This window comes from Dactylosporangium vinaceum (genome assembly GCF_019904175.1).
GTDB classification, from domain to species: domain Bacteria; phylum Actinomycetota; class Actinomycetes; order Mycobacteriales; family Micromonosporaceae; genus Dactylosporangium; species Dactylosporangium vinaceum.
In genome coordinates this window covers 7,988,414-8,013,951 of sequence record NZ_CP061913.1, presented here as the reverse complement: position 1 = coordinate 8,013,951, position 25,538 = coordinate 7,988,414, and the positions used below count along the sequence as shown (strand labels likewise).

Below are 25,538 nucleotides of genomic sequence, written 5' to 3'. Positions count from 1 at the left end.
GGCGGCGGCCCGGCCTGCCCGGGCTACTTGACGTTGTCGCGCTCGGCGCCGATGGTGGTGTCCGGCCCGTGGCCGGTGTGCACCACAGTCTCCGGCGGCAGCGCCATGAGCCGCTCGGTGATGGAGCGCAGGATCGTCGGCTTGTCGGAGAAGGACCGGCCGGTCGCGCCCGGCCCGCCCTCGAACAGCGTGTCACCGGAGAACAGCACGCCCTGCTCCGGCAGGTGCAGGCAGACCGCGCCGGGGCTGTGCCCGGGCGTGTGCAGGACGGTCAGCGCGGCACCGGCGACATCGATAGTCTGCCCGTCGGCAAGGTGCGTGTTCGGCTCGAGAGCGGGGTGCTTCATGTGCCACAGCGGCAGGTCGTCGGGGTGCAGCAGGATCGGCGCGCCGGTGCGCAGCGCCACCTCGGGCGCGGCATCGATGTGGTCGTCGTGACCATGGGTGCACACGATCGCGACCAGGCGGCGACCACCGAGCGCGTCGACGATCGCCGCGGCGTCGTGGGCGGCGTCGACGACGATCGCCTCCGTGTCGTCGCCGACGATCCAGACGTTGTTGTCGACGTCAAAGGTCTCACCGTCGAGCGAGAACGTGCCCGCCGTGACCAGCCGTTCGATGCGCACCATGGTTCGAAAGCCTATGTCGTACCCCGCGTACGCACCCGACCGGCCCGCCGCGACGACGTCCAGGCCGGCCCGTACACGTATCGCGTGCTGCGCCCGGCCCGCCCCCTGCCGGGCGTCCTCACGTCGAGCGGCGAACTGCGGGTCACCCGCCGCGCCGCCCTGCGCATGCTGGCCCTGGCCGGGCTGCTGGCCGACCGCACGCTCGTCGCCTTCCCGCTGCGCGACGAGCGCGGCCTGCCGTGCGATCTGGTCCTGGCGCTCGACACGCTGCGCTTCCCGGCGGCCCGCTGGTCCGACGTGCGCTCCCGGCTCGGCGCCGGGCGCATCGCCCTGTGCGCCGAGGGTGCGCCGGCCGCCGAGTCCGCCGGGAAGCCCCGCCGCCCCGAGTCCGCCGGCCGCGCGCTGCTGGTCTGCGTCGACGCCCAGTGGAGCGACCTCACCCGGCTGCGCCGCGGCGAGCTGGACCTCGGCCATCTGCGGGTGATCCTCACCGGTTGACGGGTGCTCAGCCGGAGTCGATCGGTCTGCTCCAGAACCATTACAACTCGGTCACGGGACGGACAGCGGACCCGGGTTCCGGCACGATGTCCGGCGTGGTTCGCCTCTATGGACTCCTCTTCCTGATCGACCTCGTCATGCTCGTCTGGGCGGTCATCGACTGCCTGTCCACCGACGAGTTCGCGATCCGCAACCTGCCGAAGGTCGCCTGGGTCTTCATCATCCTGCTGTTCTCGCCGGTCGGCTGGATCGCCTGGTTCGTCGCCGGCCGCCCCCAGCAGCCCGCCCGGGCCGGCGCCGGCTCCCAGTGGCGCCCCGGCAGCGGCTTCCCCGAGGACCAGCGCCCCCGCGCCGCCCGCGCCGCGGCCCCGGACGACGACCCCGAGTTCCTGCGCAGCCTGGCCAAGACCCGCCGGGCCGACGAGGAGATGTTCTCCAAGTGGGAGGCCGACCTGCGCCGCCGCGAGGAGGAGCTCCGCCGGCGCGAGGAGAAGCCCGACGCCTGACCCGCCGCGGGTCAGAGCCGCGCCAGCAGCTCCAGGGCGCGCCCGCGCGCGGCGGCGGTGGCCGGCAGGAGCGGGAGCCGGACCGCGGGGCTGGAGATCCGGCCCTGGGCGTGCAGGACGGCCTTGACGACGGCCGGGTTCGGCTCGGCGAAGAGCGCCTCCGACAGGGCGGCCAGGCGGTGGCCCAGCGGGCGGGCCGTGTCGACGTCGCCGAACCGCCAGGCGTCGTGCAGGGCCACGAACTGCGCCGTCGCCACGTGGGCCGAGGCCAGGATGCCGCCGTGCGCGCCCAGCGCCAGCAGCGGCGAGATCAGCGCGTCGTCGCCGCCCAGGACGGCGAAGTGCGGCGGGGCCGCGGCCAGGAGGCGGACAGTGGCCGGGGTGATCGGGCCGTCGGAGAGCTTCAGGCCGGCCACGTTCGCCATGGCCGCCAGCTCCAGGATCGCGTCGGCCGGCAGGGGTTGGCCGGTGCGGTACGGGACGTGGTAGATCACGATCGGGGCGTTCGCGGCCGCGGCCACCGCGCGGAAGTGGGCCAGCACGCCGGCCTCGCCCGGGCGCGTGTAGGGCGGCACGACGACCATCGGCGTCACGTCCGGCGGGAGGGCGGCGACCTCGGCGACAGTGGCCGCGGTGGCGCTGCCGCCCACGCCGACGAGTAACGGGGCGCCGGTCGACGAGGCCGTCTCCAGGACGGCGGTGCGCTCGGCCGGGGTCAGGGTCGCCGGCTCGCCTGTCGTGCCCAGCACCACCAGGCCGGCGGCGCCGTGCGCGGTGGTGTCGGTGGCCAGGTCGTAGAGGGCCTTGTGGTCCACCGCGCCGTCGGCGGTGAACGGCGTGATCAGCGGGATGAAGATGCCGGACAGGTGCATGCGTCAAGGATCGGCGAGCAGAAGCGCCAGAACCAGTTCACGATTCTGCGGTTGAGCGTAAGGTCAGGTGATGCTCGACGTGCGCCGGCTGCGGTTGCTGCGGGACCTCGCCCAGCACGGGACCATCGCCGCCGTCGCCGCGGCCCACACCTACACGCCGTCGGCGGTGTCCCAGCAGCTCGCGGTGCTGGAGCGGGAGGCGGGCGTACCCCTGCTGGAGCGGACCGGGCGGCGGGTGGCGCTGACGCCGGCCGGACGGACCCTCGTCCAGCACGCCGAGGAGGTCCTGGCCGCACTGGAACGGGCCGCCGCCGCGCTCGCGGCCGGCCGGGACGGGCTGTGCGGGCCGCTGCGCATCGGCGCGTTCCCGACCGCGATGCGCACCCTGCTGCCACCCGCCCTCGTCGCGCTCGGCGAGGCCCATCCGCGCCTCGAGCTCTCCGTGCACGAGTTCGACCCGGCGGTCGTACCGCACCTGCTCCGGGACGGCACCCTTGACGTGGCACTGGTCCACGACTACGACCTCGTGCCCATCGAGCCCGACCCGGCCCTGCGCACCGTGGCCCTGCTCGACGAGACGATCTACGTGGCGGCGGCCGAGGCCCGGGACCTGCCCGGCTGCCGCGACGAGCCCTGGATCCTGGCCAGCCCGGGGACGCTGTGCCACACGATGACCGTCCGGGCCTGCGAGGCCGCCGGGTTCATCCCGCGGGTGCGCCACCACGCCGACGACTTCGTGACGGTCCTGACGTTCGTGGCCGCCGGGCAGGGCGTCGCGCTCGTCCCGGAGCTCGCGGCCACCGGTGTCCCGGCCGGCGTCGTGCTGACCCCGCTGGAGACCCGGCGCCGGACCCGCCTCGCCTTCCGCGCGGGCGCGGCCCAGCACCCCGCCGTGGCGGCGTTCGCCGAGGCGATGGGCGCCCGCACCGATCACTGATCCTCGGCCGCCGCGCGCTCCAGGAGTGCGGCGCGCTCGGCGTCGCCGTGGGCCAGGGCGGCGGCCTCGCGGAACAGCCCGGCCGCCCGCGCGCGGTCGCCCAGCCGGGACGTCAGGTCCGCCTCGGCCGCCACCGCGTGCGGCCACCCGTCGAGGGCCCCGCCCGCCCGGGCCGCGGCCAGCAGCTCCAGGCCGACCGCCGGGCCGTACGCGTACCCGTGCGCGAAGGCCCGGTTGAGCGCGATCACCGGCGTCGGCTGCCGCGCCCACAGCGCGTCGTAGCAGGCGGCCACCCCGGCCCAGTCGGTGTCGCCGGTCGTCGCGTGGAAGGCGGCGATGCGGGCCTGCAGCGAGTACGGGCCGTGGCCCGCGCCGTCGAGCAGGGCCCGGCCCTCGCCTATCGCGTCCCAGTCCCACAGTGCCCGGTCCTGCCGGTCCAGGCTCAGCAGCCGGCCGTCGGCGGACGCGCGGGCGCGGCGGCGCGAGTGCTGGAACAGGAACAGCGCCAGCAGGCCGGTGACCTCGGCCAGGTCCGGAGCGGGGGAGAGGTTGGCCAGCAGGTTGCGCAGCATCCGGGTGAGGTGGATGGCCTCGTCGGCGAAGGCGGGCGTGCCGTCGGCGTTGTAGCCGTTGGTGAACAGGACGTAGAGCACGCCCAGGACGCCGGGCAGGCGCTCGGTCAGGTCGGCGCCCTGGGGCACGCGATACGGGATGCCGGCCTGGGCGATCTTCGTCTTCGCCCGGGTCAGCCGGCGGGTCATCGTGGCCTCGGTGACCATGAAGGCGCGGGCGAGGTCGGCCGTGCGCACGTTGCAGATCGTCCGCAGGGTCAGCGCCACCCGCGCCTCGAGGGGCAGCGCGGGGTGGCAGCAGGTGAAGATCAGCCGGAGCCGGTCGTCGTCGAAGCCGTAGGACTCCTCGGGGTCGGCGGCGACTGCGAGTACCCCCAGATCCCGCAGCTTCTGCTGCTCGACACTGGCCCGGCGCAGGACGTCGATCGCGCGGTGCTTGGCGGTGGTCATGAGCCAGGCGGCCGGGTTGTCCGGCACGCCCGACGACGGCCACCGCTGCAGCGCGGCGGCCAGCGCCTCCTGCGCGCAGTCCTCGGCCAGGTCCCAGTCCCCGGTCAGCCGGATGAGCGCCCCGACGATGCGCGGGTAGGCCGAGGCCGCCCCCGCGACGGCGGCCTCGGTCCGGCCGGGACGGGGCAGCGGCCCGGCCGGGTCCGCGCTGTCCGGTGTCACTCCGGCAGGTCGACGAGCGGTCGCAGCTCGATGCGCCCGCCGCGGGCCATCGGGTGCGCCCGGGCCACGGCGAGGGCCTCGTCGAGGTCGGCGCAGTCGAGGATGTCGAAGCCGAAGATGACCTCCTTCGTCTCCGCGAACGGCCCGTCCGTCACCAGCAGCTCACCGTTGCGCACGCGCACCGTCGTCGCCGACGCGGGCGGGGCCAGGACGCTGCCGAGGACCCGGCGGCCCTTGGCGTCGTTCTCGGCGACCCACGCGTGGATGTCGGGCTCGGGCGCGGTGTCGGTGTCGGGCTCGGCGTCGCTGCAGACGAACATCATGTACTGCATCAGGGTGTTTCCTCTCGCTTCGGTGACGTCACGCCCTGGTGACGAACGGGGACCGCCGAACCGGACAGCTTCCGCAGGGAAAATTCTGCCGCTGCGGACCGGGTCGGCGAACACCTGGTGGTCGCGGCGGGCGACATCGCCGACGACACGAAGGGCGTGCCCGCGGTTGGTACCTTGTCGGGCCAGGACAACCCGAGTGGAGCGCTGATGGAGCTGCTGACCGGGCTCGCCGTGACGCTGGGGTTCGCGGTGATCGCCATCGTGCTCATGGGCATCGGCGCGATGCTCGTCGACGTGGCCACGCCGGGGTCGCTGCGCCACCTCGTGTGGGCCGAGCGCAACGCCAACGCGGCGGTGGTGCTCGGGTCCACGCTCGCCGCTGTCGCGACGATCGCCGTCGCGGCGGTGCGCGGGGCGCACGGGGAGTTCGGGCCGGGGCTGGCCGCGATGGTCGGGTACGGGCTGCTGGGGCTGCTCGTCATGACCGCCGCGTTCGTCGTCACCGACCTGTGCACGCCGGGGCGGCTGGGGGAGCTGCTGGTGCGCCCGGAGCCGCAGCCGGCCGTCTGGGTCACCGCGGTCGTGCACCTGGCGGTCGGGGCGGTCATCGCTGTCGCGCTGTGACGGCGGCGGCCAGGCGGTGCGCGGCCGTGGCCAGGTCGTCCGGCGGGAGCATCGAGAACGCCAGGCGGATGTACTGCGAGCCGCCCGCCCCGTCGCAGTAGAACAGCGGGCCCGGGGCGAACCCGACGCCGTGGTGCTCGGCCCGTGACTGCAGTGCCTCGGCGGTCAGGCCCGGCGGGAGGTGGACCCAGAGGAACCAGCCGCCGGCCGGGAGGGTGAACGCGAGCTCCGGCGCGGCCGCCCGCAGGTGCCGGGCGAGCGCGTCGCGCTGCTCGCGGTAGGCGTCGCGGACGCGCGCCAGGTGCCGGTCGTAGTCCCCGGACCGCCCGAACGCGGCCATGGCCAGGGCGTTGGTGTGGTTGACGCCGCCGCCGCTGTGGACGTGGCCCAGGGCCGCGATCGAGCGTACGGTCCCGGCCCCGGCGTTGATCCAGCCGAGGCGCAGGCCGGGCGCCACGGTCTTCGCGAACGAGCCCAGCCGCACCACGCCGTCGCCGCCGCTGCGGCTCCACAGCGACGGCGGGGCCGGACCGTCGTAGGCCATCTCGCGGTACGTGTCGTCCTCGATGATCGTGACGCCGCTGCGCTGGGCGAACCGGATCAGCGCGGCCCGCCGGTCCGGGGGCAGGCTGGTCCCGGACGGGTTGGCGAACGTCGGCACGAGGTACAGCGCCGTCACCCGCCGGCCCTCCCGGCGCAGCCGGTCCACCAGCGCGGCCGTGGCGTCCGGGTCGGGGCCGTCGCCGTCGCCCGGCGCGGGCAGCAGCGTGGCGCCGAGGTCGCGGATCGGCGTGAACGCGAGGTGGTAGGTCGGCGCCGCGGCCAGCACCACGTCGCCCGGCCGGACGAGCACGGCACCGGCGAGCGCGAGGGCCTGCGAGGCGCCGGCGGTCACGAAGCACTCCCCGGGCCCGAACGAGCCCGCATCGGCCCCGGGGAGATGCGCGCCGAGCCACTCGACGAGCGGCGCCGGTCCGGCCGTGGCGCCATAGGTCAGTGCCTGCCAGGTGTACTCCTCCAGCGCCGACGCCGTCGCGCGCCGCCACCCGGCCACCGGCAGCAGGTCCGGCCGCGGATGGCCCCACCCGAGGTCGAGCACGCCCGGCCGCGGGGTGAACTGCGTGATCACGGAGCCAGGCCGTCGGCGATCAGGCGCAGGCCGCGGCCCTTGGACGCGGCCGGCAGCCGCTGCTCCATCACCACCGCCCCGGCGATGACCGCGTGCAGCTCGGCCGGGTCGAGGTCGGCCCGGACCGCCCCGGCCGCCTGGGCCCGGTGGAGCAGGACGGCGATGGCCGCCTCGAGGTCCCGGCCGGCCGCCTGGATCGCCTCGCCGATCCCGGCCCGGTCGGTGATGGCGGCCGAGAGCGCCAGGTTCTGCGCGGCCTCGCCGGCCATCCGGGTGAGGAACGCGAAGAACGCGGCGCCCGCGTCGGCGGCCCCGGCCCCGTCGGCGGCGAGCCCGGCGAGCTCCTGGAGCCGGTCGGTGATCACCGCCGTGAACAGGGCGTCCTTGGTGGGGAAGTGCCGGTGCACGGTGCCCGGCCCGACCCCGGCCCGGCGGGCGACGTCGTCGAGGCTCACCCCCGGGCCGTCCTCCGCGAACGCGGTCCGGGCCGCGGCCAGGATGCGCTGCCGGTTGCGCACGGCGTCGGCTCGAGGCACGGCGGGACCACCCCCTTGAAACGGGGCTAGCGCCCCGCTACTGTCGTAAGCGGGGCGCTTGCCCCGGTTGTGGACCGTCCCGGAAGGACGTGATCGCATGATTATCGTGACCGGAGCCAACGGGCCGTTCGGCCGCCTCGTCACCGAACGGCTGCTCGACCTCGTGCCCGCGGCCCGCGTCGCCGTCAGCGTGCGCGATCCGCAGCGGGCGGCCGGCCTCGGCGTCGCGGTGCGCCAGGCCGACTTCGGCCGGTCCGACACCCTGCCCGCGGCGTTCGCCGGCGCCGATACCGTACTGGTCAACGGCACCTATTACGGCGCCGCGCCCGAGGTCCGCGGCCCGCAGCTGCGCGGCGCGATCGCCGCGGCCGTCGCCGCCGGGGCCCGCCGGGTGGTGGTCACCGGCTGGACCGACACCGAGCGCAGCACGCTGGCGTCCACCGCCGACTTCGCCGGGACCGAGCGGGCCGTCCGGGCCCTGCCGGTGGCCTGGACGATCGTGCGGGTCGGCTACGGCCTGGCCGCCGCCCTGGCCCGCGACGTCCTCGCGGCCCGCCGCGACGGCGTGCTGACCGCCCCGGCCGGGGACGCCCGCCTCGCCGTCGGGGCGGCCGGGGACCAGGCCGAGGCGACCGCCCACGTCCTGGCCGCCGAGGCCGGCGAGCACGACGGGCGGACCTACGACCTCACCGGGCCGGACGCGATCGGCTGGGACGAGCTGGCGCAGCTGGCCGGTCCCGGCATCCAGTACCGGCCCGAGCCCGCGGCCGCCTTCCGTGACCGGGCGGTCGCCAAGGGCTTCCCGCCGGCCGCCGCGGACCAGCTCCTCGCCCTATATGCGAGTATTCGCGCGGGCTGGGCGAACACCCCCACTGTCGATTTGGCGACCCTCCTCGGCCGGCCCCCGGTCACCGCTCGTGAGGCGGTCGTCGCCGCAGTGGAGGCGTGGGCCTGGTAGACCTCCCGCAGGGTGAGCGGCCCGGCACGCCGGGTGGGTCCGCGGGTGGAATGCGGAGGTCACCGCGGTGATCCGAGCCGAACAGCCGGGTGGTTCGGCCGAACCGGGGCAGGCGATGTTGGTTGTTGCCGACTAGGCTGCGGTTCTTGTGTCGATGGTTTGCGTGACGTGCGGTGCCCCCGGGCACGACACCAACGGTCGATACCTCTGCCTGCAGCACGGCGGCGTCCCCTCCGCCGACTTCGTCGCGGCCCTCGTGGGCGGCGGCGCGGCCTTCGAACCCGCCCCGGACCCGACGGCCGACACCGTGCCGCTGCCGCCGCCGGAGGCCCTCACGGCGAGGATCCCCGAGCAGTCCCGCCGCACCGGCCCGGGGGGCGGCGAGGACGACGACGAGGACGGGAACGAGGACGACGAGGTCATCGACGACCGGCCCCCGGCCGCGCTGCGCATCCTGACCTGGATCCTGCTCACGGTCACCGCCGTGCACATCGTGCTGCTCGTCGTCGACGTGCTCGTCCTGCGCCGCGAGGATGCCGTCCTGCGGCAGTACGCCATCGAGGAGGACTACCTGCAGGCCACCGGCGCGCAGGCGGTGTTCGCCCTGGTCGACCGGGTCGGCTCGGCCGTCAGCGTCGCGCTGTGGGTGACACTGCTGATGTTCGCCGTCTGGTTCGGGGCCGTCGGGCGCGTCGCCGACAAGCTCGGCCGGGACCGGCGGGTCGTGCTGCGCCACTGGACGTACATCGGCTGGCGGCTGGCCCTGATCCCGCTCGTCGTGTATCTCTTCGCCGAGGCCGCGCGCGACGAGACCCGCCCCTCCGAGCGGTTCGCGTTCGTCGAGGACGCGCTCGCCGTCAACCACACCACCATCATGTTCACCTCGCTGCGCATCGTGATGCTGGCGCTGCTGGCCGGGTTCGTCCTGGTGGTGTGGCGCCGCCTGAGCCCACCGGCGCGCGAGGACGTCCTGCCGTTCTGAACGCGCAGGCCCGGCCGTAGGCTGATGGTGTGGCGAGGTACTTCGACGTGCACCCGGACAACCCGCAGCCGCGGCTGCTGCAGCAGATCGTGGCGGTGCTGCGCGAGGACGGCCTGATCGCGTACCCGACCGACTCCTGCTACGCCCTCGGGTGCCAGCTCGGCAGCCACCCCGGCCTGGCCCGCATCCGCGAGGTCCGCCGGCTCGACGACCGGCACCACTTCACGCTCATGTGCCGCGACTTCGCCCAGCTCGGGCAGTTCGTGCAGATCTCCAACTCGGTGTTCCGGCTGGTCAAGGCGGTCACCCCGGGCAGCTACACGTTCATCCTGCCGGCCAGCCCGGAGGTGCCGCGGCGGCTGCTGCACCCGAAGAAGCGCACCGTCGGCGTGCGCATCCCCGACCACACGGTCACCCAGGCGCTGCTGGCCGAGCTCGGCGAGCCGCTCGTCTCCTCGACCCTGCTGCTGCCCGGCGAGGACGAGCCGATGACCCAGGGCTGGGAGATCAAGGACCGCCTCGACCACCAGCTCGACGCGGTCGTCGACGGCGAGTGCGGCACCGAGCCCACCACTGTCGTGGACCTCTCCGAGGACGAGCCGCAGATCCTGCGGGTCGGCGCGGGCGACCCGGCCCGCTTCGAATGACCGGGCAGTAAAGAACCCGACAGTTGCAAGATGCCGGAAACCCGGCACGTGTGCAAATGAGCGGCTAGCCGTCACCCGAAAAATAGCCACCCGTTTCGTGTTTACTGCCCGAACGGTTGGGCTGCTTCGGCATACTTGTTCTCGTTGCGGCTCGGCGGCGCCCGAACGAATTCGCGCGGCCGGTCGAAATCCATTCCCTTTTGCAGCGTCGCTGCACCCTGCCCACAAACGGATTGGAAAAGAACAATGACCCTGCTCGAATCGACCGATCAAAATTCCCAGGAGCGCGATGAGCAGCGCCGCCTCAGCCTCAGCACCGCCGCCGCCCGCAACCTGGCCACGACGACGAAGTCCGTGCCGCAGATGCAGGAGATCACCTCCCGCTGGCTGCTCAAGCTCCTGCCCTGGGTGCAGGCGGGCGGTGGGGCGTATCGGGTGAACCGCCGCCTCAGCTACGCCGTCGGCGACGGCCGGGTCACGTTCGTCTCCACCGGACCCCAGGTACAGGTCATCCCGCAGGAGCTCGGCGAGCTGCCGCCGCTGCGCGGCTTCGACGACGTCAACGCGCTGCGCTCCCTCGCCGAGCGGTTCGTGCAGCAGGAGTTCGCGGCCGGCGACATCATCGTCAGCCGCGGCCAGCCCGCCGACCGGGTCTTCCTCATCGCCCACGGCAAGGTGAACAAGATCGGCGCCGGCGAGTACGGCGAGGAGACGGTCCTCGGCGTGCTGGCCGACGGCGACCACTTCGGCTCCGAGATCCTCACCGACCTCGGCATGACCCAGTGGGACTTCACCGCCAAGGCGCTGACGGGCTGCACCGTGCTCACCCTCAACCGCCAGGCCCTGATGCAGATGAACGGGCAGGCCGACTCGCTGCGCGAGCACATCCGGCGGATGCAGAGCGAGCCGCCGAAGGCGACGAACGACCACGGCGAGGCCGCGATCGACCTGGCCGCCGGCCACGACGGCGAGCCCGTCCTGCCCGGCACGTTCGTCGACTACGAGCCCGCGCCCCGCGAATACGAGCTCAGCGTCGCCCAGACCGTCCTGCGCGTGCACACCCGCGTCGCCGACCTCTACAACAAACCGATGGACCAGGTCGAGCAGCAGCTGCGGCTGACCATCGAGGCCCTGCGCGAGCGCCAGGAGCACGAGCTCGTCAACAACCGCGACTTCGGCCTCCTGCACAACGCCGACCTCGCCCAGCGCACCTACACCCGCGGCGGCGCCCCCGGCCCGGACGACATGGACGAGCTGCTGTCGATGGTCTGGAAGGAGCCGTCGTTCTTCCTGGCCCACCCGCGCGCGATCGCCGCGTTCGGCCGCGAGTGCAGTCGCCGGGGCGTCTACCCGACGAGCGTCGACGTCGGCGGCCACCAGGTGCCGGCCTGGCGCGGCGTCCCGATCTTCCCGTCCAACAAGATCGGCATCAGCGACACCCGCACCACGTCCATCATGCTCATGCGCACCGGCGAACAGCAGCAGGGCGTCATCGGCCTGCACCAGACCGGTATTCCCGACGAATACGAGCCCGGGCTTTCCGTGCGTTTCATGGGCATCAGCGAACAGGCGATCATTTCGTATCTGGTGAGCGCCTACTATTCCGCGGCGGTGCTCGTGCCCGACGCCCTGGCCATTCTCGAAAATGTGGAAATCGGCCGTGAGAACTGAGGCCGGGCAGGACCGGCGCAGCCTTTCCACCCAGGCCGCCCGGACCCTGTCGACGACCACCAAATCGATTCCGCAGACCCAGGGCAGCTCGCCCCGATGGCTGCTGCGGGCCCTGCCCTGGGTCGAGGCCGAGGGCGGCGCGTTCCGGGTCAACCGGCGGCTCACCTACGCCCTCGGTGACGGCCGGGTCACGTTCACCAGCCAGGGCGCGGCCGTCCGGGTCATCCCGCAGGAGCTGCGCGAGCTGCCGCCGCTGCGTGAGCTCGAGGACGAGTCGGTGCTCAGCGCCCTCGCCGAGCGCTTCGAGCAGCTGGAGCTCGGCCCCGACGAGACGGTCGTGACCGCCGGGCAGCCCGCCGACCGGGTGTACCTCATCGTGCGCGGCCGCGTGCGCCAGCTCGGCCGGGGCCGCTACGGCGAGGAGTCGCTCCTCGGCGTCCTCACCGACGGCGACTTCTTCGGCGACGGCGTCTTCGAGGGTGCCCAGCACGCCTGGGCGTTCACCGTGCGCACGGCGACGCCGACGACACTGCTGGCGCTGCCCGCGTACGAGATCGACCGGCTGCGCGCCCAGACGCCGCTCGGCGGGCACATCGCCCAGCACCGCGAGAAGGTCCAGGAGCGCGAGCGGCGGGCCAACCGGCACGGCGAGGCCGAGATCGCTGTCGCCGCCGGGCACGCCGGGGAGCCGGTGCTGCCGGGCACCTTCGTCGACTACGAGCTGGGCCCGCGCGAGTACGAGCTCAGCGTCGCCCAGACCGTGCTGCGCGTGCACACCCGGGTCGCCGATCTCTACAACCAGCCGATGGACCAGGTCGAGCAGCAGCTGCGGCTGACCATCGAGGCCCTGCGCGAGCGCCAGGAGCGCGAGCTGCTCGTGAACCGCGACTTCGGCCTGCTGCACAACGCCGATCTGCGCCAGCGCATCTCGACCCGCAGCGGCCCGCCCACCCCGGACGACCTCGACGAGCTGGTCTCCCGCCGGCGCAAGACGCGGGTGCTGCTCGCGCACCCCAAGGCGATCGCCGCGTTCGGCCGCCAGTGCTCCGCCCGTGGCCTGTACCCGCCGCCGGTGCAGTACGAGGGCCGGCCCTTCAGCTCGTGGCGCGGCATCCCGATCCTGCCGTGCGACAAGATCCCGATCGGCGGGTGCGGCACCACGTCGATCATCGCCATGCGCACCGGCGAGGATGACCAGGGCGTCGTCGGCCTGCGCCGGACCGGTCTGCCCGACGAGGTCGAGCCGGGGCTGAACGCCCGCTTCATGGGCATCGACGGGCGGGGCCTCATCTCGTACCTGGTCAGCACCTACTACAGCGCCGCCGTCCTCGTCCCGGACGCGCTGGGCATCCTCGAGCACGTCGACTGCCGGGCGGCCCAGGCATCGCCGAAGACGCAGCCGGCCGGCGCCGGCTTTGGAGGTTGACAGTGGTCGCCGTCATCGCCGACCCGCGCACCGCCCAGGTCCAGCTGGCCGAGGCCCGGCGCCTGGTCGACCCGGCCCTGCGCGCCGCCGTCGACACGCTGCCGTCGTCCATGCGGCGCATCGCGGGCTACCACTTCGGCTGGTGGGACCCCGACGGCACCCCGACGCGGGCGGACGCGGGCAAGGCGCTGCGCCCGGCCCTCGTCTTCGGCGGGGCCCTCGCGGCCGGCGGCACCGACCTCGACGCGGTGTCCGGGGCCGTCGCCGTCGAGCTCGTGCACAACTTCTCGCTCCTGCACGACGACGTCATGGACGGCGACGCCACCCGCCGGCACCGGGCCACCGCCTGGAGCGTCTTCGGCACCAGCGCCGCCATCCTGGCCGGCGACGCCCTGCTGGCTCTGGCCATGGACGTGCTGGCGGCCGGTGCCCACCCGGCGTCGACACGGGCCACGGGCATGCTCGGCGCCGCCGTCCAGCGCCTCCTCGACGGCCAGAGCGCCGACCTGGACTTCGAGCGCCGCGACGACGTCGGCGTCGACGAGTGCCTGGCGATGGCCTCGGCCAAGACCGGCGCCCTCCTCGGCTGCGCGTGCGCGATCGGCGCCCTGTTCGGCGGCGGCCGCCCGGCGCAGGTGCTGCGCCTGGCCCAGTTCGGGGAGGACCTGGGCCTGGCCTTCCAGTTCGCCGACGACCTGCTCGGCATCTGGGGCGATCCGGCCGTCACCGGCAAGCCCGTGCACTCGGACCTGCGCAGCCGCAAGAAGTCCCTGCCGGTGGTGGCGGCGCTGACGAGCGGTACCGATGCCGGCAATGCGCTGGGCGTCTCCTACGCGGCCCCGGCGCCTGACGATCTGAGCGGCGAGGCCGGCCTGATCGAGGCGGCCGGCGCCCGCCTCTGGGCCCAGGCCCACGCCGACGACCTGCTGGCCCGCGCGGTCGAGGCCCTGGCCGCCGCCGAGCCCGACCCCCGCACCGAGGCGGAGCTCATCGCCCTGGCCCGCCTGGCCACCCGGCGGGACCGGTGAGCGGCGCTCACGACGTGCACGCGGGCGGGGCGGTGGCGGACGGGCTCACCGTGCTGCTCGCGGCGCCGCGATCGTTCTGCGCCGGGGTCGAGCGGGCCGTGGAGATCGTCGAGAAGGCGCTCGAACAGCGGGCGCACCCCGTGTACGTGCGGAAGCAGATCGTGCACAACTCGCACGTCGTGGCCGCGCTCGAGGCGCGCGGCGCGGTGTTCGTGGACGAGCTGGACGAGGTGCCGGACGGGGCCACCGTCGTGTTCTCCGCGCACGGCGTGTCGCCGGCCGTGCGGGCCGAGGCCGACCGGCGGGGGCTCGCTGTCGTCGATGCCACCTGCCCGCTCGTCACCAAGGTGCACGCCGAGGCGCGGCGGTTCGCCGGGCGGGGCGACACCGTCATCCTCGTCGGGCACGCCGGGCACGAGGAGGTCGAGGGGACCCTGGGCGAGGCGCCGCGGCGTACGGTGCTCGTCGCCGACGTCGCCGGGGTGGCGGCGTTGGAGGTCGAGGACCCGGAGCGGGTCTCGTACCTCACCCAGACCACCCTCGCGGCCGACGAGGTGGCCGAGGTCGTGGCCGCGCTGCGGGCCCGGTTTCCCAGGCTGCGCGGGCCCGGGTCGGACGACATCTGCTACGCCACCACCAACCGGCAGGAGGCGGTGAAGGCGATCGCCCGCGACGCCGACGTGGTGCTCGTCGTGGGCTCGGCGAACTCGTCGAACTCGCAGCGGCTGGTCGAGCTGGCCCGGCGCCTCGGCACGCCGGCGCACCTCATCGACGACGTGCGCGGGGTGCGGGCCGAGTGGCTGGCCGGGGCGCGCGTGGTCGGGCTGTCCGCGGGGGCGTCGGCGCCGCCGCGGCTGGTCGACGAGGTGATCGAGGTGCTGCGGGCGCGGGGGCCGGTGACGGTGCAGGAGCGCGCGGTCGCGGCCGAGCACCTCCAGTTCGCGCTGCCACCGGCGGTCCGGGCATGAGGCCGCGGCCGGGCGGCTACCGGCGGTTCCGGCGCACGAGGCGGGCGACGGCGACCGCGGCGACCATCAGCGCGCCGACGACCGGGATGTACCGCGAGCCGATGCGGTGTCGGGCCTCGCTCGCCGCCAGCGCCACGGTCGTGGGCACGAACGCCGGCTTCCTCGACGGCGTCGGCCCGGGTGCGCTCGGCGACGGCGACGGACCCCGGCTGCGCACTGGTGGCTTCGCCGGAGGCGTCGTGCGCACCGCAGCGGCGGCCGGCGCGGGCGTGGCCGCGGCAGCGGTCGCCGGCGGCGGGGTCGTGGGCACCGCCCGGGCCGCGACCGGCGGCTGTGGTGGCGGCGACGGCACCGGGCACGTGGCGGCGTCGGAGGACGTCAGCGGGCCCAGGTCGGCCAGCTTCGTGGCCCTGGTGCCGGTGATGCGGTACAGCGCCCCGCCCATCGGTGCCCGCCCGGTCCCGGCCCCGGCGCCGGGGCCCGCGTTGCGGTTGAACACGGCCGCGATGGAGCCGTCGGCCAGCACCGCGACCCCGCCGTACGCCGAGCTGGGCGGCAGCGCGGGCACGGTGGTGGTGTCGACGGCGCCGACGCCTGTCGCCGCGTCCCAGCGCAGCCGCACCACGCGGGCCACCCCGGCCATGGACACGACGGTGACGAGCTCGCCGGTGCGGGGGTCGGTGGCCCAGTCGCCGGCGTACGGCAGGTCCGGCAGCGCGTGCGACGCGAGCGGCGCGGGCGGGCCGGGGGAGAGGCGCAGCGGGCGGAGCCGGTCGCCGGTGGTCACCAGGAGCTCGGTGGAGCCGTCGGGGGCGGTGGCCATCGCGGCGCCGTACCCGGCGACGAGGTCCTGGCGGCCGGGCGCGGGGCCGAGATCGGTGACGGCACCCGCGGTCGTGACGCGGACCAGGTGCGGGGCGTCGGGCAGGCGCCTGCCGTCCAGCTCGGTGGCCAGCGCGGTGAGCAGGCCGTCGCGTCCGCAGGCCATGGCGTTGAGGGAGTACCGCAGCCGGACCTGGCCGGTGGCGGTGTGCAGTGTCGATCCGGTGACGCCCGGCGCCTGGCCGACCCAGACCAGGCCCGGCGGCAGCGGCGCGATCGGCACCAGGGGCGTCGGCGTCACGGCCAGAGCGGTGACGGCCAATCGCCGCAGCTGTACTCCCGGCATAGGGGCCCCCGAGGTCGATTTGTCGCTTTTGCGCGTTGTCACTGTAGCGGACGGAGGCGGGCGGTGAACGGCGAGATCCTGATCGGCGGGCTGCTCGTGGTGGCCGTGGCCGTCGCGGTCGCCGTCGTCGCCGGGCTGGCCGTGCAGCGGTGGGTGCCGGTCGCCGACCGGCAGGAGAACAACGACGTCGCCGGCATCGCCTTCGCGATCATCGGGGTGCTCTACGCGATCCTCATGACGTTTGTGATCGTCAGCGTGTGGGAGGCCGGGGACGCCGCCCAGGACAGCAGCCGGGCCGAGGCGCGCGCGATCGTCGACCTGGACCGCTACGCCGAGACGCTGCCGGCCGGGCAGACCGCCGCGCTCAAGGCGCAGACGGCGAAGTACGTCCAGATCGTCGAGCGGCAGGAGTGGCCGGCGATGGCCCGGGGCGAGCCCGTCGGGCGGGCCGGCAGCGGCGTCATCGCCCAGCTCTGGCGGGCCGTCGACCAGCCGGTCGGCTCCCCGTCCGGAGCGGGCGACGATGCGGCAGTCGCCCGGCAGGCCGAGGCCCGCAACACGCTGCGGGAGCTCGTCGTGTCCCGCGACGCGCGGCTGGCCGCCGCCGACGCCGGCCTGCCGAGGGTCATGTGGCTGGCGCTGATCGTCGGCGACGTGCTGACCCTGGCCAACGCGCTCATGTTCGGGGTCAAGGGCAGCGGCGAGTATCTCGCGATCGTCGCGATGCTCTCGGCCATGTCCGCGCTCATGCTCTTCGCCGTCTACGAGCTGGAGTTCCCGTTCCAGCGCGGCGAGAGCGTCACCGTCGAGGTCTTCTCCAGCGTCGTCGACGACGGCGCGGCTTCCTGAAGGGTTTCACCACACGTGAGCACGCAACCGTTCCAGCTGCCGGAGTTCTACCAGCCGCACCCGGCCCGCCTGAACCCGGCGCTGGAGACCGCCCGCACCCACTCCAAGGCGTGGGCCCGGGAGATGGGCATGATCGAGGGCTCCGGCGTCTGGACCGAGGCCGACTTCGACGCCCACGACTACGCGCTGCTGTGCGCGTACACCCACCCGGAGTGCGACGCCGCCGAGCTGGACCTCGTCACCGACTGGTACGTCTGGGTCTTCTTCTTCGACGACCACTTCCTCGAGGTCTACAAGCGCACCCAGGACTGGGCCGGGGCGCGGGCCTACCTGCAGCGGCTGCGCGAGTACATGCCCGCGGAGCCGGCGGCGTTCCCGCCGGCGGCGAACCCGGTCGAGGCCGGGCTGGCCGAGCTGTGGGCGCGCACCGTCCCGAGCATGACCGCCGACTGGCGGCGGCGCTTCGCCGAGAGCACCCGCAACCTCCTCGACGAGTCGCTGTGGGAGCTGGCGAACATCAACGCGGGGCGGGTGTCCAACCCGATCGAGTACATCGAGATGCGCCGCAAGGTCGGCGGGGCGCCGTGGTCGGCCAACCTGGTCGAGCACGCGACGGGCGCCGAGGTCCCGGCCCGGGTCGCCGCCAGCCGGCCGCTGCGGGTGCTGCGCGACACGTTCGCCGACGGCGTGCACCTGCGCAACGACCTGTTCTCCTACCAGCGGGAGACGCAGGAGGAGGGCGAGCTGGCCAACTGCGTGCTGGTGCTGGAGCGGTTCCTGGGCCACTCGGCGCAGCAGGCCGCCGAGGCCACCAACGACCTGCTCACGTCCCGGCTGCAGCAGTTCGAGCACACGGTGCTCACCGAGCTGCAGCCGCTGTTCGCCGAGCACGCGCTCGACCCGGCGGAGCAGCTGCGGGTGCTGAAGTACGCCCAGGGGCTGCAGGACTGGCAGGCCGGCGGGCACGAGTGGCACATGCGCTCCTCGCGGTACATGAACGCACCGGCGGGGCCGCCGCGGCTCGGCGGCCCGCGCGGCCTGGGCACGGCCGCGGCCCGGCTCGGCCTGCGCTCCCGGGTGCGCCAGGTCGCCCCCGCGCCGTTCGCGCCGGTCGGGCACCTGCCCGTGCCGGAGCTGTACATGCCGTTCACCGCCCGGCAGAACCGGCACCTCGACCACGCCCGGCGCGACGTGCTCGACTGGTCGCAGCGGGCCGGCTTCTTCACGATGGTGTGGACCCGGGAGAGCCTGGCCGGCATCGACCTCGCGGTGTGCGCGGCCGCCCTGGACCCCGACGGCACGCAGGACGAGCTGGTCCAAGGCACCCGCTGGCTGAGCTGGGGCACCTACGGTGACGACTACTTCCCGCAGGTGTACGGCACCACCGGCGACCTGGCCGGCGCGCGGCTGTTCGTGTCCCGGCTCTCGCAGATCATGGACGGCGCCGCGATCGTCCCGGCCAACCCGGTCGAGGCGGGCCTGGCCGACCTGTGGCCGCGGACGGCGGCGACGATGAGCCGGGCCGGTGCGGCCCGCTACCGGGCGGCGGTCGAGTCGATGCTGACGAGCTGGCTGTGGGAGCTGGACAACCACCGCCTGCGCCGCGTCCCGGACCCGGTGGACTACATCGAGATGCGCCGCCGCACGTTCGGCTCCGACCTGACGATGAGCCTGGCCCGGCTGGCGCACGAGCGGGCCCTGCCCGACGCGCTGTTCGCCACGCGGCCGATGCAGAACCTGGAGAACGCGGCGGCCGACTACGCCTGCTTCGTCAACGACCTGTTCTCCTACCAGAAGGAGGTGCAGTACGAGGGCGAGGTCCACAACATCGTCCTGGTCGTCCAGCACTTCCTGCAGCTCGGGCGGGACGCCGCGGTGGAGGTCGTGCGAGACCTGATGACCGAGCGGATGCGCCAGTTCGAGCACATCGCGGCGACCGAGCTGCCATTGATCGCCGAGCACTTCGAGCTGGACCCGCGGGCACGTGAAGCGCTTAATCGCTACGTGACCGAGCTGGAGAACTGGCTGGCCGGGGTCCTGAAGTGGCACCGCGACACGGACCGCTACGACGAGGCCGTCCTGCGCCGCCGCCAGGCCGCCCCGGCGATCCCGCACTGGCTGCGCTCCGGCCACCTGACCGGGGCCGTTGCGTCGCTGTAGGCGCGCACCACCACTCAGCCCCGGCCGCGTTCGACGCGGCCGGGGCTTATCGAGTTTCTTGACTGCCCGGGACTCTGATCGTATGGTCGGGTCGCATTAACCGCTTAACCCACGCCGCCTCTCCGCTGAAAGTTTCCGGGTCGCAGCCCGGCTGATCAGCGTGCGCGACCGGCGCTGTTGACGCATGCACGGTGCTGACTACGTTCACGGCTTGGGCGTCCGCCCTCCCTCGCCGAGAAAGGCCACCGATGTACACCAGACTGCTCGTGCGGGCTCTGACCGCGGCCGCCGCGGTGGTGCTCGTCGCCGCCGGCGGGACCGCGTCCGCCGCCGAGAACACCGAAACCGGCGCCGGCAAGGGTTTCGTGACCCGGCAGGGGGCCGATCTCAAGCTCGACGGCAAGACGTTCCGGTTCGCCGGGTCCAACAACTACTACCTGCACTACCAGTCGCGGAAGATGGTCGACGACGTGCTCGGCGACGCCGCCGCGGCCGGGTTCGACGTGCTGCGCACCTGGGGCTTCATGGAGTCGGGGCAGAACGGCGTGTCGCTGCTGTCCTTCGACGGCACCAAGCCCGTCGCCAACGACGGCCCCGACGGCCTGGGGCGCCTCGACTACGTGCTGAAAGCCGCCCACGACAAGGGTCTGCGCCTGGTCATCCCGCTGACGAACAACTGGAGCGACTTCGGCGGCATGGACCAGTACGTGAAGTGGCGGGGCGGCTCCAACCACGACGACTTCTACACCGACCCGGTCATCCGCGGCTGGTACAAGGACTGGATCGCGCACGTGCTCAACCGCACGAACGCGCTCACCGGCGTGCAGTACAAGAACGACCCGACGGTCCTGGCCTGGGAGCTGGCCAACGAGCCGCGCTGCGGCGGGTCGGGTCAGCTGCCCCGCTCCGCGAGCTGCACCGACCGCACGCTTGTGAACTGGGCGGACGACGTGACCCGGTTCATGCACGGCGTGGACCGCAACCACCTCGTCGGCGTCGGTGACGAGGGCTTCCTGTGCACCGACCGGACCAGCTCCGACTGGACGATCAACTGCGCCGACGGCGTCGACTCCGCCGCCCTGGCCGCGCTGCCGGGCGTCGACCTGGCCTCGTTCCACCTGTACCCGGACGGCTGGGGCAAGGACGCGGCCTGGGGCACCCAGTGGATCCGCACCCACGCGCAGATCGCCGACCGGGTCCACAAGCCGGTCATGCTCGGCGAGTTCGGCATCAAGGACAAGACCACCCGCAACCTCACGTACAAGGCGTGGACGGACGAGGCCGTGCGCGACAACCTCGACGGCTTCCTCTACTGGATCCTGTCGGGCGTCCAGGACGACGGCACGAACTACCCGGACTACGACGGCTTCACGGTGTACTGCCCCAGCCCCGTCTGCACCACCATCGCCAACGCGGGCGACGAGCTGCGCCACGGCCAGCGGTCCCGCCCGCCGGTCGCCGACGACGACACCGCGCAGACGCTGCGGGACGAGGCCGTCACCCTGCAGCCGGCCGCGAACGACATCGCGTACCGCACCAGGGTGAAGCCCTCCACCATCCACCTCGACGCCACGTCGACGAGCGGCGGCACCTTCGCGCTGAACCCGGCGACCGGCGCAGTGACGTTCACCCCGGCCGCCGGCTTCCAGGGTAAGGCGTCGACCACCTACACGATCCGCGACGAGGCCGGCCGCCAGTCGAACCCCGCCCGCATCGAGGTCACCGTCCGCCCCCGGCCCGGCGACGCGCTGCTCATCGCCGGCTTCGAGGACGGCACCGACGGGTTCGCACCCGGCAACTGGCAGGCCAACGCCGGCACCGTCGCGCCGACCCCCGACTTCCACACCCAGGGCGCGTCCGGGCTGCGGGTCACCGCGGCCGACGGCGGCTGGTTCGGCATCGCGCCGCTGCCGGCCCCGCTCGACCTGTCGGCCAAGGGCACGCTCAAGTACGACCTGCGGACCGCCGCCGCGGGCACCTCGACGAGCATCGCGGTGCAGACCGGCGACGCGTGGACCTGGTGCCAGTCGACGTTCGGCTGGATCGACGCCGGCACCTCGACAACCGTCTCGATCGACCTCACGACCGCGATATCGTGCGACGCGACAGCCCTGGCCGACGTGCGCGTGATCTACGTGTGGATCTCCGGCGGCGGCTCGTTCGACATCGACAACATTCGGGCCGAGTAACCACACCCCCCACTTGGAGCCGACATGAGAAGCATGATCGCCGCAGCGCTCGCCCTGGGCCTGGTCCTGGGCGGCGCGACCGGCTGCGGCAGCGACGACGCCGGCGGCGACGGGAAGATCGGCGGTGAGATCACCGTCCTGACCCAGCGCACCGACATCGTCAACACCGTGTTCCAGGACTACAAGAAGAAGTTCGAGGCGAAGTACCCGGGCACGACCGTCAAGTTCGAGGCCATCACGGACTACGAGGGCGACGTGCGGGTCCGGATGAACACCAAGAACTACGGCGACGTGCTGCTCATCCCCAACTCCGTCACCGACGACCAGCTCAAGTCGTTCTTCGAGCCGCTGGGCACTGTCGACGCGCTGAAGGACAAGTACCGGTTCGTGACGAACGAGAAGACGTTCGACGGCAAGGTCTACGGGCTGTCGATCACCGGCAACGCGCAGGGGTACGTCCTCAACAAGAAGGTCTGGACCCAGGCCGGCATCACCGAGCCGCCGAAGTCGCCGGAGGAGTTCCTGGCCGCACTCAAGGCCATCAAGGACAAGACAGGCGCGATCCCGCTGTACACGAACTACAAGGAGGCGTGGCCGCTCGGGCAGTGGGAGGGCGTCCGCGGCGCGGTCAGCGGCGACCCGGACGCGGTGACCAAGCTCGCCGAGGACGACGCGCCGTGGGCCGCCGGCAAGGAGCACTACATCATCGACTCGCTGCTCTACGACGCGGTGAAGGGCGGCTACACGGAGCCGGACCCGACGACCACCAACTGGGAGCAGTCGAAGGGCCTGCTGGGCACCGGCAAGATCGCCACGATGATGCTCGGCTCCTGGTCGATCGTGCAGATGCAGCAGGCGGCGGCGAGCAAGGACGACATCGCCTACTGGCCGTTCCCGCACCAGACGAACGGCAAGTTCTACTCCGTCATCGGCGGCGACTACAAGAACGCGATAAACGTCAACTCGAAGAACAAGGCGACCGCGCGGGCCTGGATCGACTGGTTCACCGACGAGTCGAACTACGCCACCGACCAGGGCGGGGTGTCGACGCTGAAGAGCGCGGCGATGCCGTCGACGCTCGCCGACCTGACCGCGGCCAAGACCGAGCTCATCGAGCTGAACCCGGCACCGAAGGGCAAGGAGGGCCTCGCCGACAAGATCGGCAACTCGGCCGAGATCGCGCTCTTCGACGGCAAGTACCGCCAGGTGATCGTCGACGCCGCCCGCGGCGCGAAGAACGAGTCGAAGGACCAGCTCTTCGCCGATCTCAACAAGAAGTGGGCCGCCGCGAGGGCCAAGCTCAAGTGACTCCGGGCCAGAAGGGCTGAAACAGATCGTGGCGACGCTCAACGCCAGGCCGCGCCGGAAACCCCGGCGCGGCCCCGTCACGCCCTACGTGTTCCTCATCGTGCCGCTGGCGTTCCTGGTCGTGTTCACGTACATCCCGGTCGCGAACATGTTCTGGTACAGCGTGACCGACTGGGACGGTCTGAGCCCCACCAAGGACTTCGTGGGCTTCGGCAATTACGTGGAGATCTTCACCCGGCCCGAGCTCTTCGGCGTGCTGAAGGTCAGCCTCTACTACGTCGGCGCGTCGTTCGTGCAGATCGTCCTGGCGCTGTACTTCGCGACAGTGCTCAGCTTCAGCACGTTCCTGCGCAACGTCTACAAGGGCTTCATCTTCTTCCCGTACCTCATCAACGGCGTCGCGATCGGCATGATCTTCCTGTTCTTCTTCCAGCCGGGCGGGACGCTCGACTCCGCGCTGCAGGCGGTCGGGCTGGGCGGCGCGACGCAGCAGTGGCTCGGTGACCCCGGCGTCGTGAACTACTCGCTCGCCGGCACGTCGATCTGGCGTTACCTGGGGCTGAACTTCGTGCTCTTCCTGGGCGCCATCCAGTCCATCCCGGGCCAGCTGTACGAGGCGGCCGAGCTGGACGGCGCCTCGCGCTGGGCCCAGTTCCGCTACATCATCCTGCCCGGGATCCGCCCGGTCGTCGGCCTGTCGTTCATCCTGGCCATCTCGGGCTCGCTGTCGGTGTTCGAGATCCCGTTCATCATGACCGGCGGCGCGAACGAGAGCGAGACGTTCGTCATCCAGACGGTCAACATGGCGTTCAAGTACTACAAGTTCGGCCTCGCCTCGGCCATGGCGGTCGTGCTGCTGGTCATCATCCTGGTCGTGACGTGGCTGCAGCGGCGCATCGCGCCCGAGGAGAAGGTGACGCTCTCGTGAGGCTGCTCAAGCACCTCAGCCTGCTCGGGGCGGCACTTGTGGTACTGCTGCCGCCCCTGGTCCTGGTCTTCGCGTCGCTGAAGACGCACCAGGAGTTCGCCACGTCGGGGCCGTTCGACCCGCCGCACGACTGGCTCAACCTGGCCAACTACGCGACCGCGTTCAACGACGGGCACATGCTGCGGGGCTTCGTCAACACCTCGATCATCCTGGTCGTGTCGCTGGCCGGGACGGTGCTCATCGGCTCGATGGCCGCCTACGCGATCGACCGCTTCACGTTCCGGCTGCGCCCGCTCGTCATCGCGATGTTCCTGCTGGCCACGCTGGTGCCCGGGGTGACGACCCAGGTCGCCACGTTCAAGGTCGTCGACACCCTCGGCCTCTACGACACCCGCTGGTCGGCGATCGCGCTGTTCCTCGGCACCGACATCATCTCGATCTACATCTTCCAGCAGTTCCTGCGCGGCGTGCCGACCGAGCTCGACGAGGCCGCCGCCCTGGAGGGCGCCGGCGCGTTCACCATCTACCGGCGGATCATCCTGCCGCTGCTGAAGCCGGCGATCGCCACCGTCGTCATCATCAAGGGCATCGCCATCTACAACGAGTTCTACATCCCGTTCCTCTACATGCCGTCGCAGGAGCTCGGCGTCATCTCCACGTCGCTGTTCCGGTTCAAGGGCCCGTTCGGCGCGCAGTGGGAGGTCATCTCGGCCGGCGTCATCCTGGTGATCATCCCGACGCTCATCGTGTTCCTGGCGCTGCAGCGGTTCATCTACAACGGATTCACGGCCGGAGCCACCAAATGAGCATCGTGTATGGTGCCGGACGATGAGCGCATCCGGTGAGCACCAGGGACGCGTCACGATCCGGCAGGTCGCGACGCACGCCGGGGTGTCCGAGGCGGCCGTGTCCTACGCGCTCAACGGCCGGCCCGGCGTCTCCGAGCAGACCCGGGCGCGGGTGCTCGCCGCCGCCCGTGAGCTCGGCTGGACCCCGAACATCGCCGCCCGCTCCCTGGGCACGGCCCGGGCCAACGCCGTCGGCATGGTCCTGGTCCGCCCGCCCCGGGTCATGGTCGTCGACTCGTTCTTCACCCAGATGCTCAGCGGTGTGGAAGCGGAGCTGAACCGCAATGACGTCGCGCTGGTACTGCACCTCGTCGACGACTTCGAGGAGACCATCAACGTCTACCGGCGCTGGTACCGCGGCCGCCACGTCGACGGCGTCATCCTGACCGACCTGCGCCGCGGCGACCCGCGCCCGGCCGCGCTGCGCGAGATCGGCCTCCCGGCCGCGCTCATCGGCGGCGGCCACCCGGGCAAGGCCACCTCCGACCTGACCGGCGTGAGCAACGTCGACGTCGACACCGACGGCACCGCCCTGGCCATCATCAGCTACCTGAAGGCGCTGCGGCACCGCGCGGTGGCCCGGGTCGCCGGCCCGCGGGAGCTGCTGCACACGATCCGCCGGGACGTGGCCTACGAGCAGGCGGTGCGGGCGACGGGCGACGTCGACTACCGGTCCGTGTACACGAACTACAGCGCCACCGACGGCATGCGGGCCACCCGCGAGCTGCTCAGCCGCACCGACCCGCCGACCGCCCTGGTCTTCGACAACGACGTCATGGCCGCCGCATCGCTGAAGGTCGCCCACGAGATGGGCCTCACCGTGCCCGACGACTTCTCGGTCGTGGCGTGGGACGACTCCGACCTGTGCCAGATCACCGTGCCCGAGATCACGGCGGTGGTCCAGGTCCCGGCCCTGCAGGCCGAGCTCACGGCCCGGGCGCTGCTGACGGCCGTCTACGGCGGCGTGGAGACCCGGCTGACCTTACCGCCGGGCACATTGACCGCCCGCCAGTCGACCCGCCCGCCGCGCGTGCGCTGAACCGGTTCACGTTGACACCGCTTCGCGGGCGCTCATAGGCTTTGTCCGCTGAAACTTATACG

Annotated in this window: 25 protein-coding genes; 18 read left to right on the top strand and 7 right to left on the bottom strand. The window is 72.8% G+C overall.

Annotated features, from left to right (window positions below; translation table 11 throughout):
* Window positions 1-23 precede the first annotated feature (23 nt).
* A complete protein-coding gene (locus Dvina_RS35965; protein ID WP_223093750.1) occupies window positions 24-629 on the bottom strand; it encodes an MBL fold metallo-hydrolase in 606 nt (201 codons plus the stop codon).
* 84 nt (window positions 630-713) lie between these two features.
* On the opposite strand from Dvina_RS35965, the gene Dvina_RS35960 reads away from it, so the two are divergent.
* Both Dvina_RS35960 and Dvina_RS35955 read left to right on the top strand, forming a co-directional pair.
* Entirely contained in the window at window positions 714-1,127 is a 414-nt protein-coding gene (locus Dvina_RS35960) for a hypothetical protein (protein ID WP_223093748.1), read from the top strand.
* 95 nt (window positions 1,128-1,222) lie between these two features.
* Complete coding sequence (locus tag Dvina_RS35955) at window positions 1,223-1,633, top strand: PLD nuclease N-terminal domain-containing protein (protein WP_223093746.1); 411 nt, start codon at window positions 1,223-1,225, stop codon at window positions 1,631-1,633.
* A gap of 11 nt (window positions 1,634-1,644) precedes the next feature.
* On the opposite strand, the gene Dvina_RS35950 is transcribed toward Dvina_RS35955, so the two are convergent.
* Complete coding sequence (locus Dvina_RS35950; RefSeq protein WP_223093744.1) at window positions 1,645-2,505, bottom strand: dihydrodipicolinate synthase family protein; 861 nt, start codon at window positions 2,503-2,505, stop codon at window positions 1,645-1,647.
* A gap of 70 nt (window positions 2,506-2,575) precedes the next feature.
* On the opposite strand from Dvina_RS35950, the gene Dvina_RS35945 reads away from it, so the two are divergent.
* Window positions 2,576-3,442: a LysR family transcriptional regulator gene (locus tag Dvina_RS35945; RefSeq protein ID WP_223093742.1), complete on the top strand. Its 867-nt coding sequence runs from the start codon at window positions 2,576-2,578 to the stop codon at window positions 3,440-3,442.
* Here Dvina_RS35945 and Dvina_RS35940 read toward each other — a convergent pair.
* Entirely contained in the window at window positions 3,436-4,686 is a 1,251-nt protein-coding gene (locus Dvina_RS35940) for an RNA polymerase sigma factor (protein ID WP_246655545.1), read from the bottom strand. The two genes, Dvina_RS35945 and Dvina_RS35940, sit on opposite strands and share 7 nt — an antisense overlap.
* The gene (locus Dvina_RS35935) at window positions 4,683-5,018 is read right to left on the bottom strand and encodes a YciI family protein (RefSeq protein WP_223093740.1); all 336 of its coding nucleotides are present in this window, start codon (window positions 5,016-5,018) and stop codon (window positions 4,683-4,685) included. Before Dvina_RS35935 ends, Dvina_RS35940 begins: the two co-directional genes overlap by 4 nt.
* Window positions 5,019-5,222: 204 nt before the next feature.
* Here Dvina_RS35935 and Dvina_RS35930 point away from each other — a divergent pair, with 204 nt between their 5' ends.
* Entirely contained in the window at window positions 5,223-5,642 is a 420-nt protein-coding gene (locus Dvina_RS35930; protein ID WP_223105898.1) for a DUF350 domain-containing protein, read from the top strand.
* Here Dvina_RS35930 and Dvina_RS35925 read toward each other — a convergent pair.
* Both Dvina_RS35925 and Dvina_RS35920 read right to left on the bottom strand, forming a co-directional pair.
* Complete coding sequence (locus Dvina_RS35925; protein ID WP_223093738.1) at window positions 5,623-6,771, bottom strand: aminotransferase-like domain-containing protein; 1,149 nt, start codon at window positions 6,769-6,771, stop codon at window positions 5,623-5,625. The two genes, Dvina_RS35930 and Dvina_RS35925, sit on opposite strands and share 20 nt — an antisense overlap.
* On the bottom strand, window positions 6,768-7,307 hold the full coding sequence (locus Dvina_RS35920) for a TetR/AcrR family transcriptional regulator (RefSeq protein ID WP_223093736.1): 540 nt from the start codon (window positions 7,305-7,307) through the stop codon (window positions 6,768-6,770). The genes Dvina_RS35925 and Dvina_RS35920 overlap by 4 nt, the downstream gene beginning before the upstream one ends.
* Before the next feature lie 97 nt (window positions 7,308-7,404).
* On the opposite strand from Dvina_RS35920, the gene Dvina_RS35915 reads away from it, so the two are divergent.
* The 7 genes from Dvina_RS35915 to ispH all read left to right on the top strand — a co-directional run bounded on the left by Dvina_RS35915 (window position 7,405) and on the right by ispH (window position 14,987).
* Complete coding sequence (locus tag Dvina_RS35915; RefSeq protein ID WP_223093733.1) at window positions 7,405-8,265, top strand: NAD(P)H-binding protein; 861 nt, start codon at window positions 7,405-7,407, stop codon at window positions 8,263-8,265.
* Between the two features lie 163 nt (window positions 8,266-8,428).
* Window positions 8,429-9,247 carry a hypothetical protein gene (locus Dvina_RS35910; protein WP_223093731.1) on the top strand — a complete coding sequence of 273 codons (819 nt, stop codon included), beginning with the start codon at window positions 8,429-8,431 and terminating at the stop codon, window positions 9,245-9,247.
* A gap of 29 nt (window positions 9,248-9,276) precedes the next feature.
* The gene (locus Dvina_RS35905; protein ID WP_223093729.1) at window positions 9,277-9,894 is read left to right on the top strand and encodes an L-threonylcarbamoyladenylate synthase; all 618 of its coding nucleotides are present in this window, start codon (window positions 9,277-9,279) and stop codon (window positions 9,892-9,894) included.
* A 246-nt stretch (window positions 9,895-10,140) separates the two neighbouring features.
* Entirely contained in the window at window positions 10,141-11,565 is a 1,425-nt protein-coding gene (locus Dvina_RS35900) for a family 2B encapsulin nanocompartment shell protein (RefSeq protein WP_223093727.1), read from the top strand.
* Window positions 11,555-12,991 (top strand): family 2B encapsulin nanocompartment shell protein, encoded by a 1,437-nt coding sequence (locus Dvina_RS35895; protein ID WP_343217046.1) that lies wholly within the window; start codon window positions 11,555-11,557, stop codon window positions 12,989-12,991. The genes Dvina_RS35900 and Dvina_RS35895 overlap by 11 nt, the downstream gene beginning before the upstream one ends.
* 2 nt (window positions 12,992-12,993) lie before the next feature.
* Window positions 12,994-14,019: a family 2 encapsulin nanocompartment cargo protein polyprenyl transferase gene (locus Dvina_RS35890; RefSeq protein WP_246655544.1), complete on the top strand. Its 1,026-nt coding sequence runs from the start codon at window positions 12,994-12,996 to the stop codon at window positions 14,017-14,019.
* 14 nt (window positions 14,020-14,033) lie between these two features.
* Window positions 14,034-14,987: a 4-hydroxy-3-methylbut-2-enyl diphosphate reductase gene (gene ispH / locus Dvina_RS35885; RefSeq protein ID WP_223105896.1), complete on the top strand. Its 954-nt coding sequence runs from the start codon at window positions 14,034-14,036 to the stop codon at window positions 14,985-14,987.
* A gap of 16 nt (window positions 14,988-15,003) precedes the next feature.
* On the opposite strand, the gene Dvina_RS35880 is transcribed toward ispH, so the two are convergent.
* Window positions 15,004-16,131: a hypothetical protein gene (locus Dvina_RS35880; RefSeq protein ID WP_223093723.1), complete on the bottom strand. Its 1,128-nt coding sequence runs from the start codon at window positions 16,129-16,131 to the stop codon at window positions 15,004-15,006.
* A gap of 87 nt (window positions 16,132-16,218) precedes the next feature.
* On the opposite strand from Dvina_RS35880, the gene Dvina_RS35875 reads away from it, so the two are divergent.
* The 7 genes from Dvina_RS35875 (at window position 16,219) to Dvina_RS35845 (ending at window position 25,476) form a co-directional block, all read left to right on the top strand.
* Entirely contained in the window at window positions 16,219-17,004 is a 786-nt protein-coding gene (locus Dvina_RS35875) for a bestrophin-like domain (RefSeq protein ID WP_223093721.1), read from the top strand.
* Between the two features lie 15 nt (window positions 17,005-17,019).
* Window positions 17,020-19,164: a terpene synthase family protein gene (locus Dvina_RS35870; protein ID WP_223093719.1), complete on the top strand. Its 2,145-nt coding sequence runs from the start codon at window positions 17,020-17,022 to the stop codon at window positions 19,162-19,164.
* A 248-nt stretch (window positions 19,165-19,412) separates the two neighbouring features.
* A complete protein-coding gene (locus tag Dvina_RS35865) occupies window positions 19,413-21,353 on the top strand; it encodes a cellulase family glycosylhydrolase (protein ID WP_223093717.1) in 1,941 nt (646 codons plus the stop codon).
* Window positions 21,354-21,377: 24 nt separating this feature from the next.
* Complete coding sequence (locus Dvina_RS35860; protein WP_223093715.1) at window positions 21,378-22,661, top strand: ABC transporter substrate-binding protein; 1,284 nt, start codon at window positions 21,378-21,380, stop codon at window positions 22,659-22,661.
* A 28-nt stretch (window positions 22,662-22,689) separates the two neighbouring features.
* On the top strand, window positions 22,690-23,589 hold the full coding sequence (locus tag Dvina_RS35855) for a carbohydrate ABC transporter permease (RefSeq protein ID WP_246655542.1): 900 nt from the start codon (window positions 22,690-22,692) through the stop codon (window positions 23,587-23,589).
* Window positions 23,586-24,395 (top strand): carbohydrate ABC transporter permease, encoded by an 810-nt coding sequence (locus tag Dvina_RS35850; protein WP_246655541.1) that lies wholly within the window; start codon window positions 23,586-23,588, stop codon window positions 24,393-24,395. The genes Dvina_RS35855 and Dvina_RS35850 overlap by 4 nt, the downstream gene beginning before the upstream one ends.
* A gap of 22 nt (window positions 24,396-24,417) precedes the next feature.
* On the top strand, window positions 24,418-25,476 hold the full coding sequence (locus tag Dvina_RS35845; protein WP_223093711.1) for a LacI family DNA-binding transcriptional regulator: 1,059 nt from the start codon (window positions 24,418-24,420) through the stop codon (window positions 25,474-25,476).
* Window positions 25,477-25,538 lie beyond the last annotated feature (62 nt).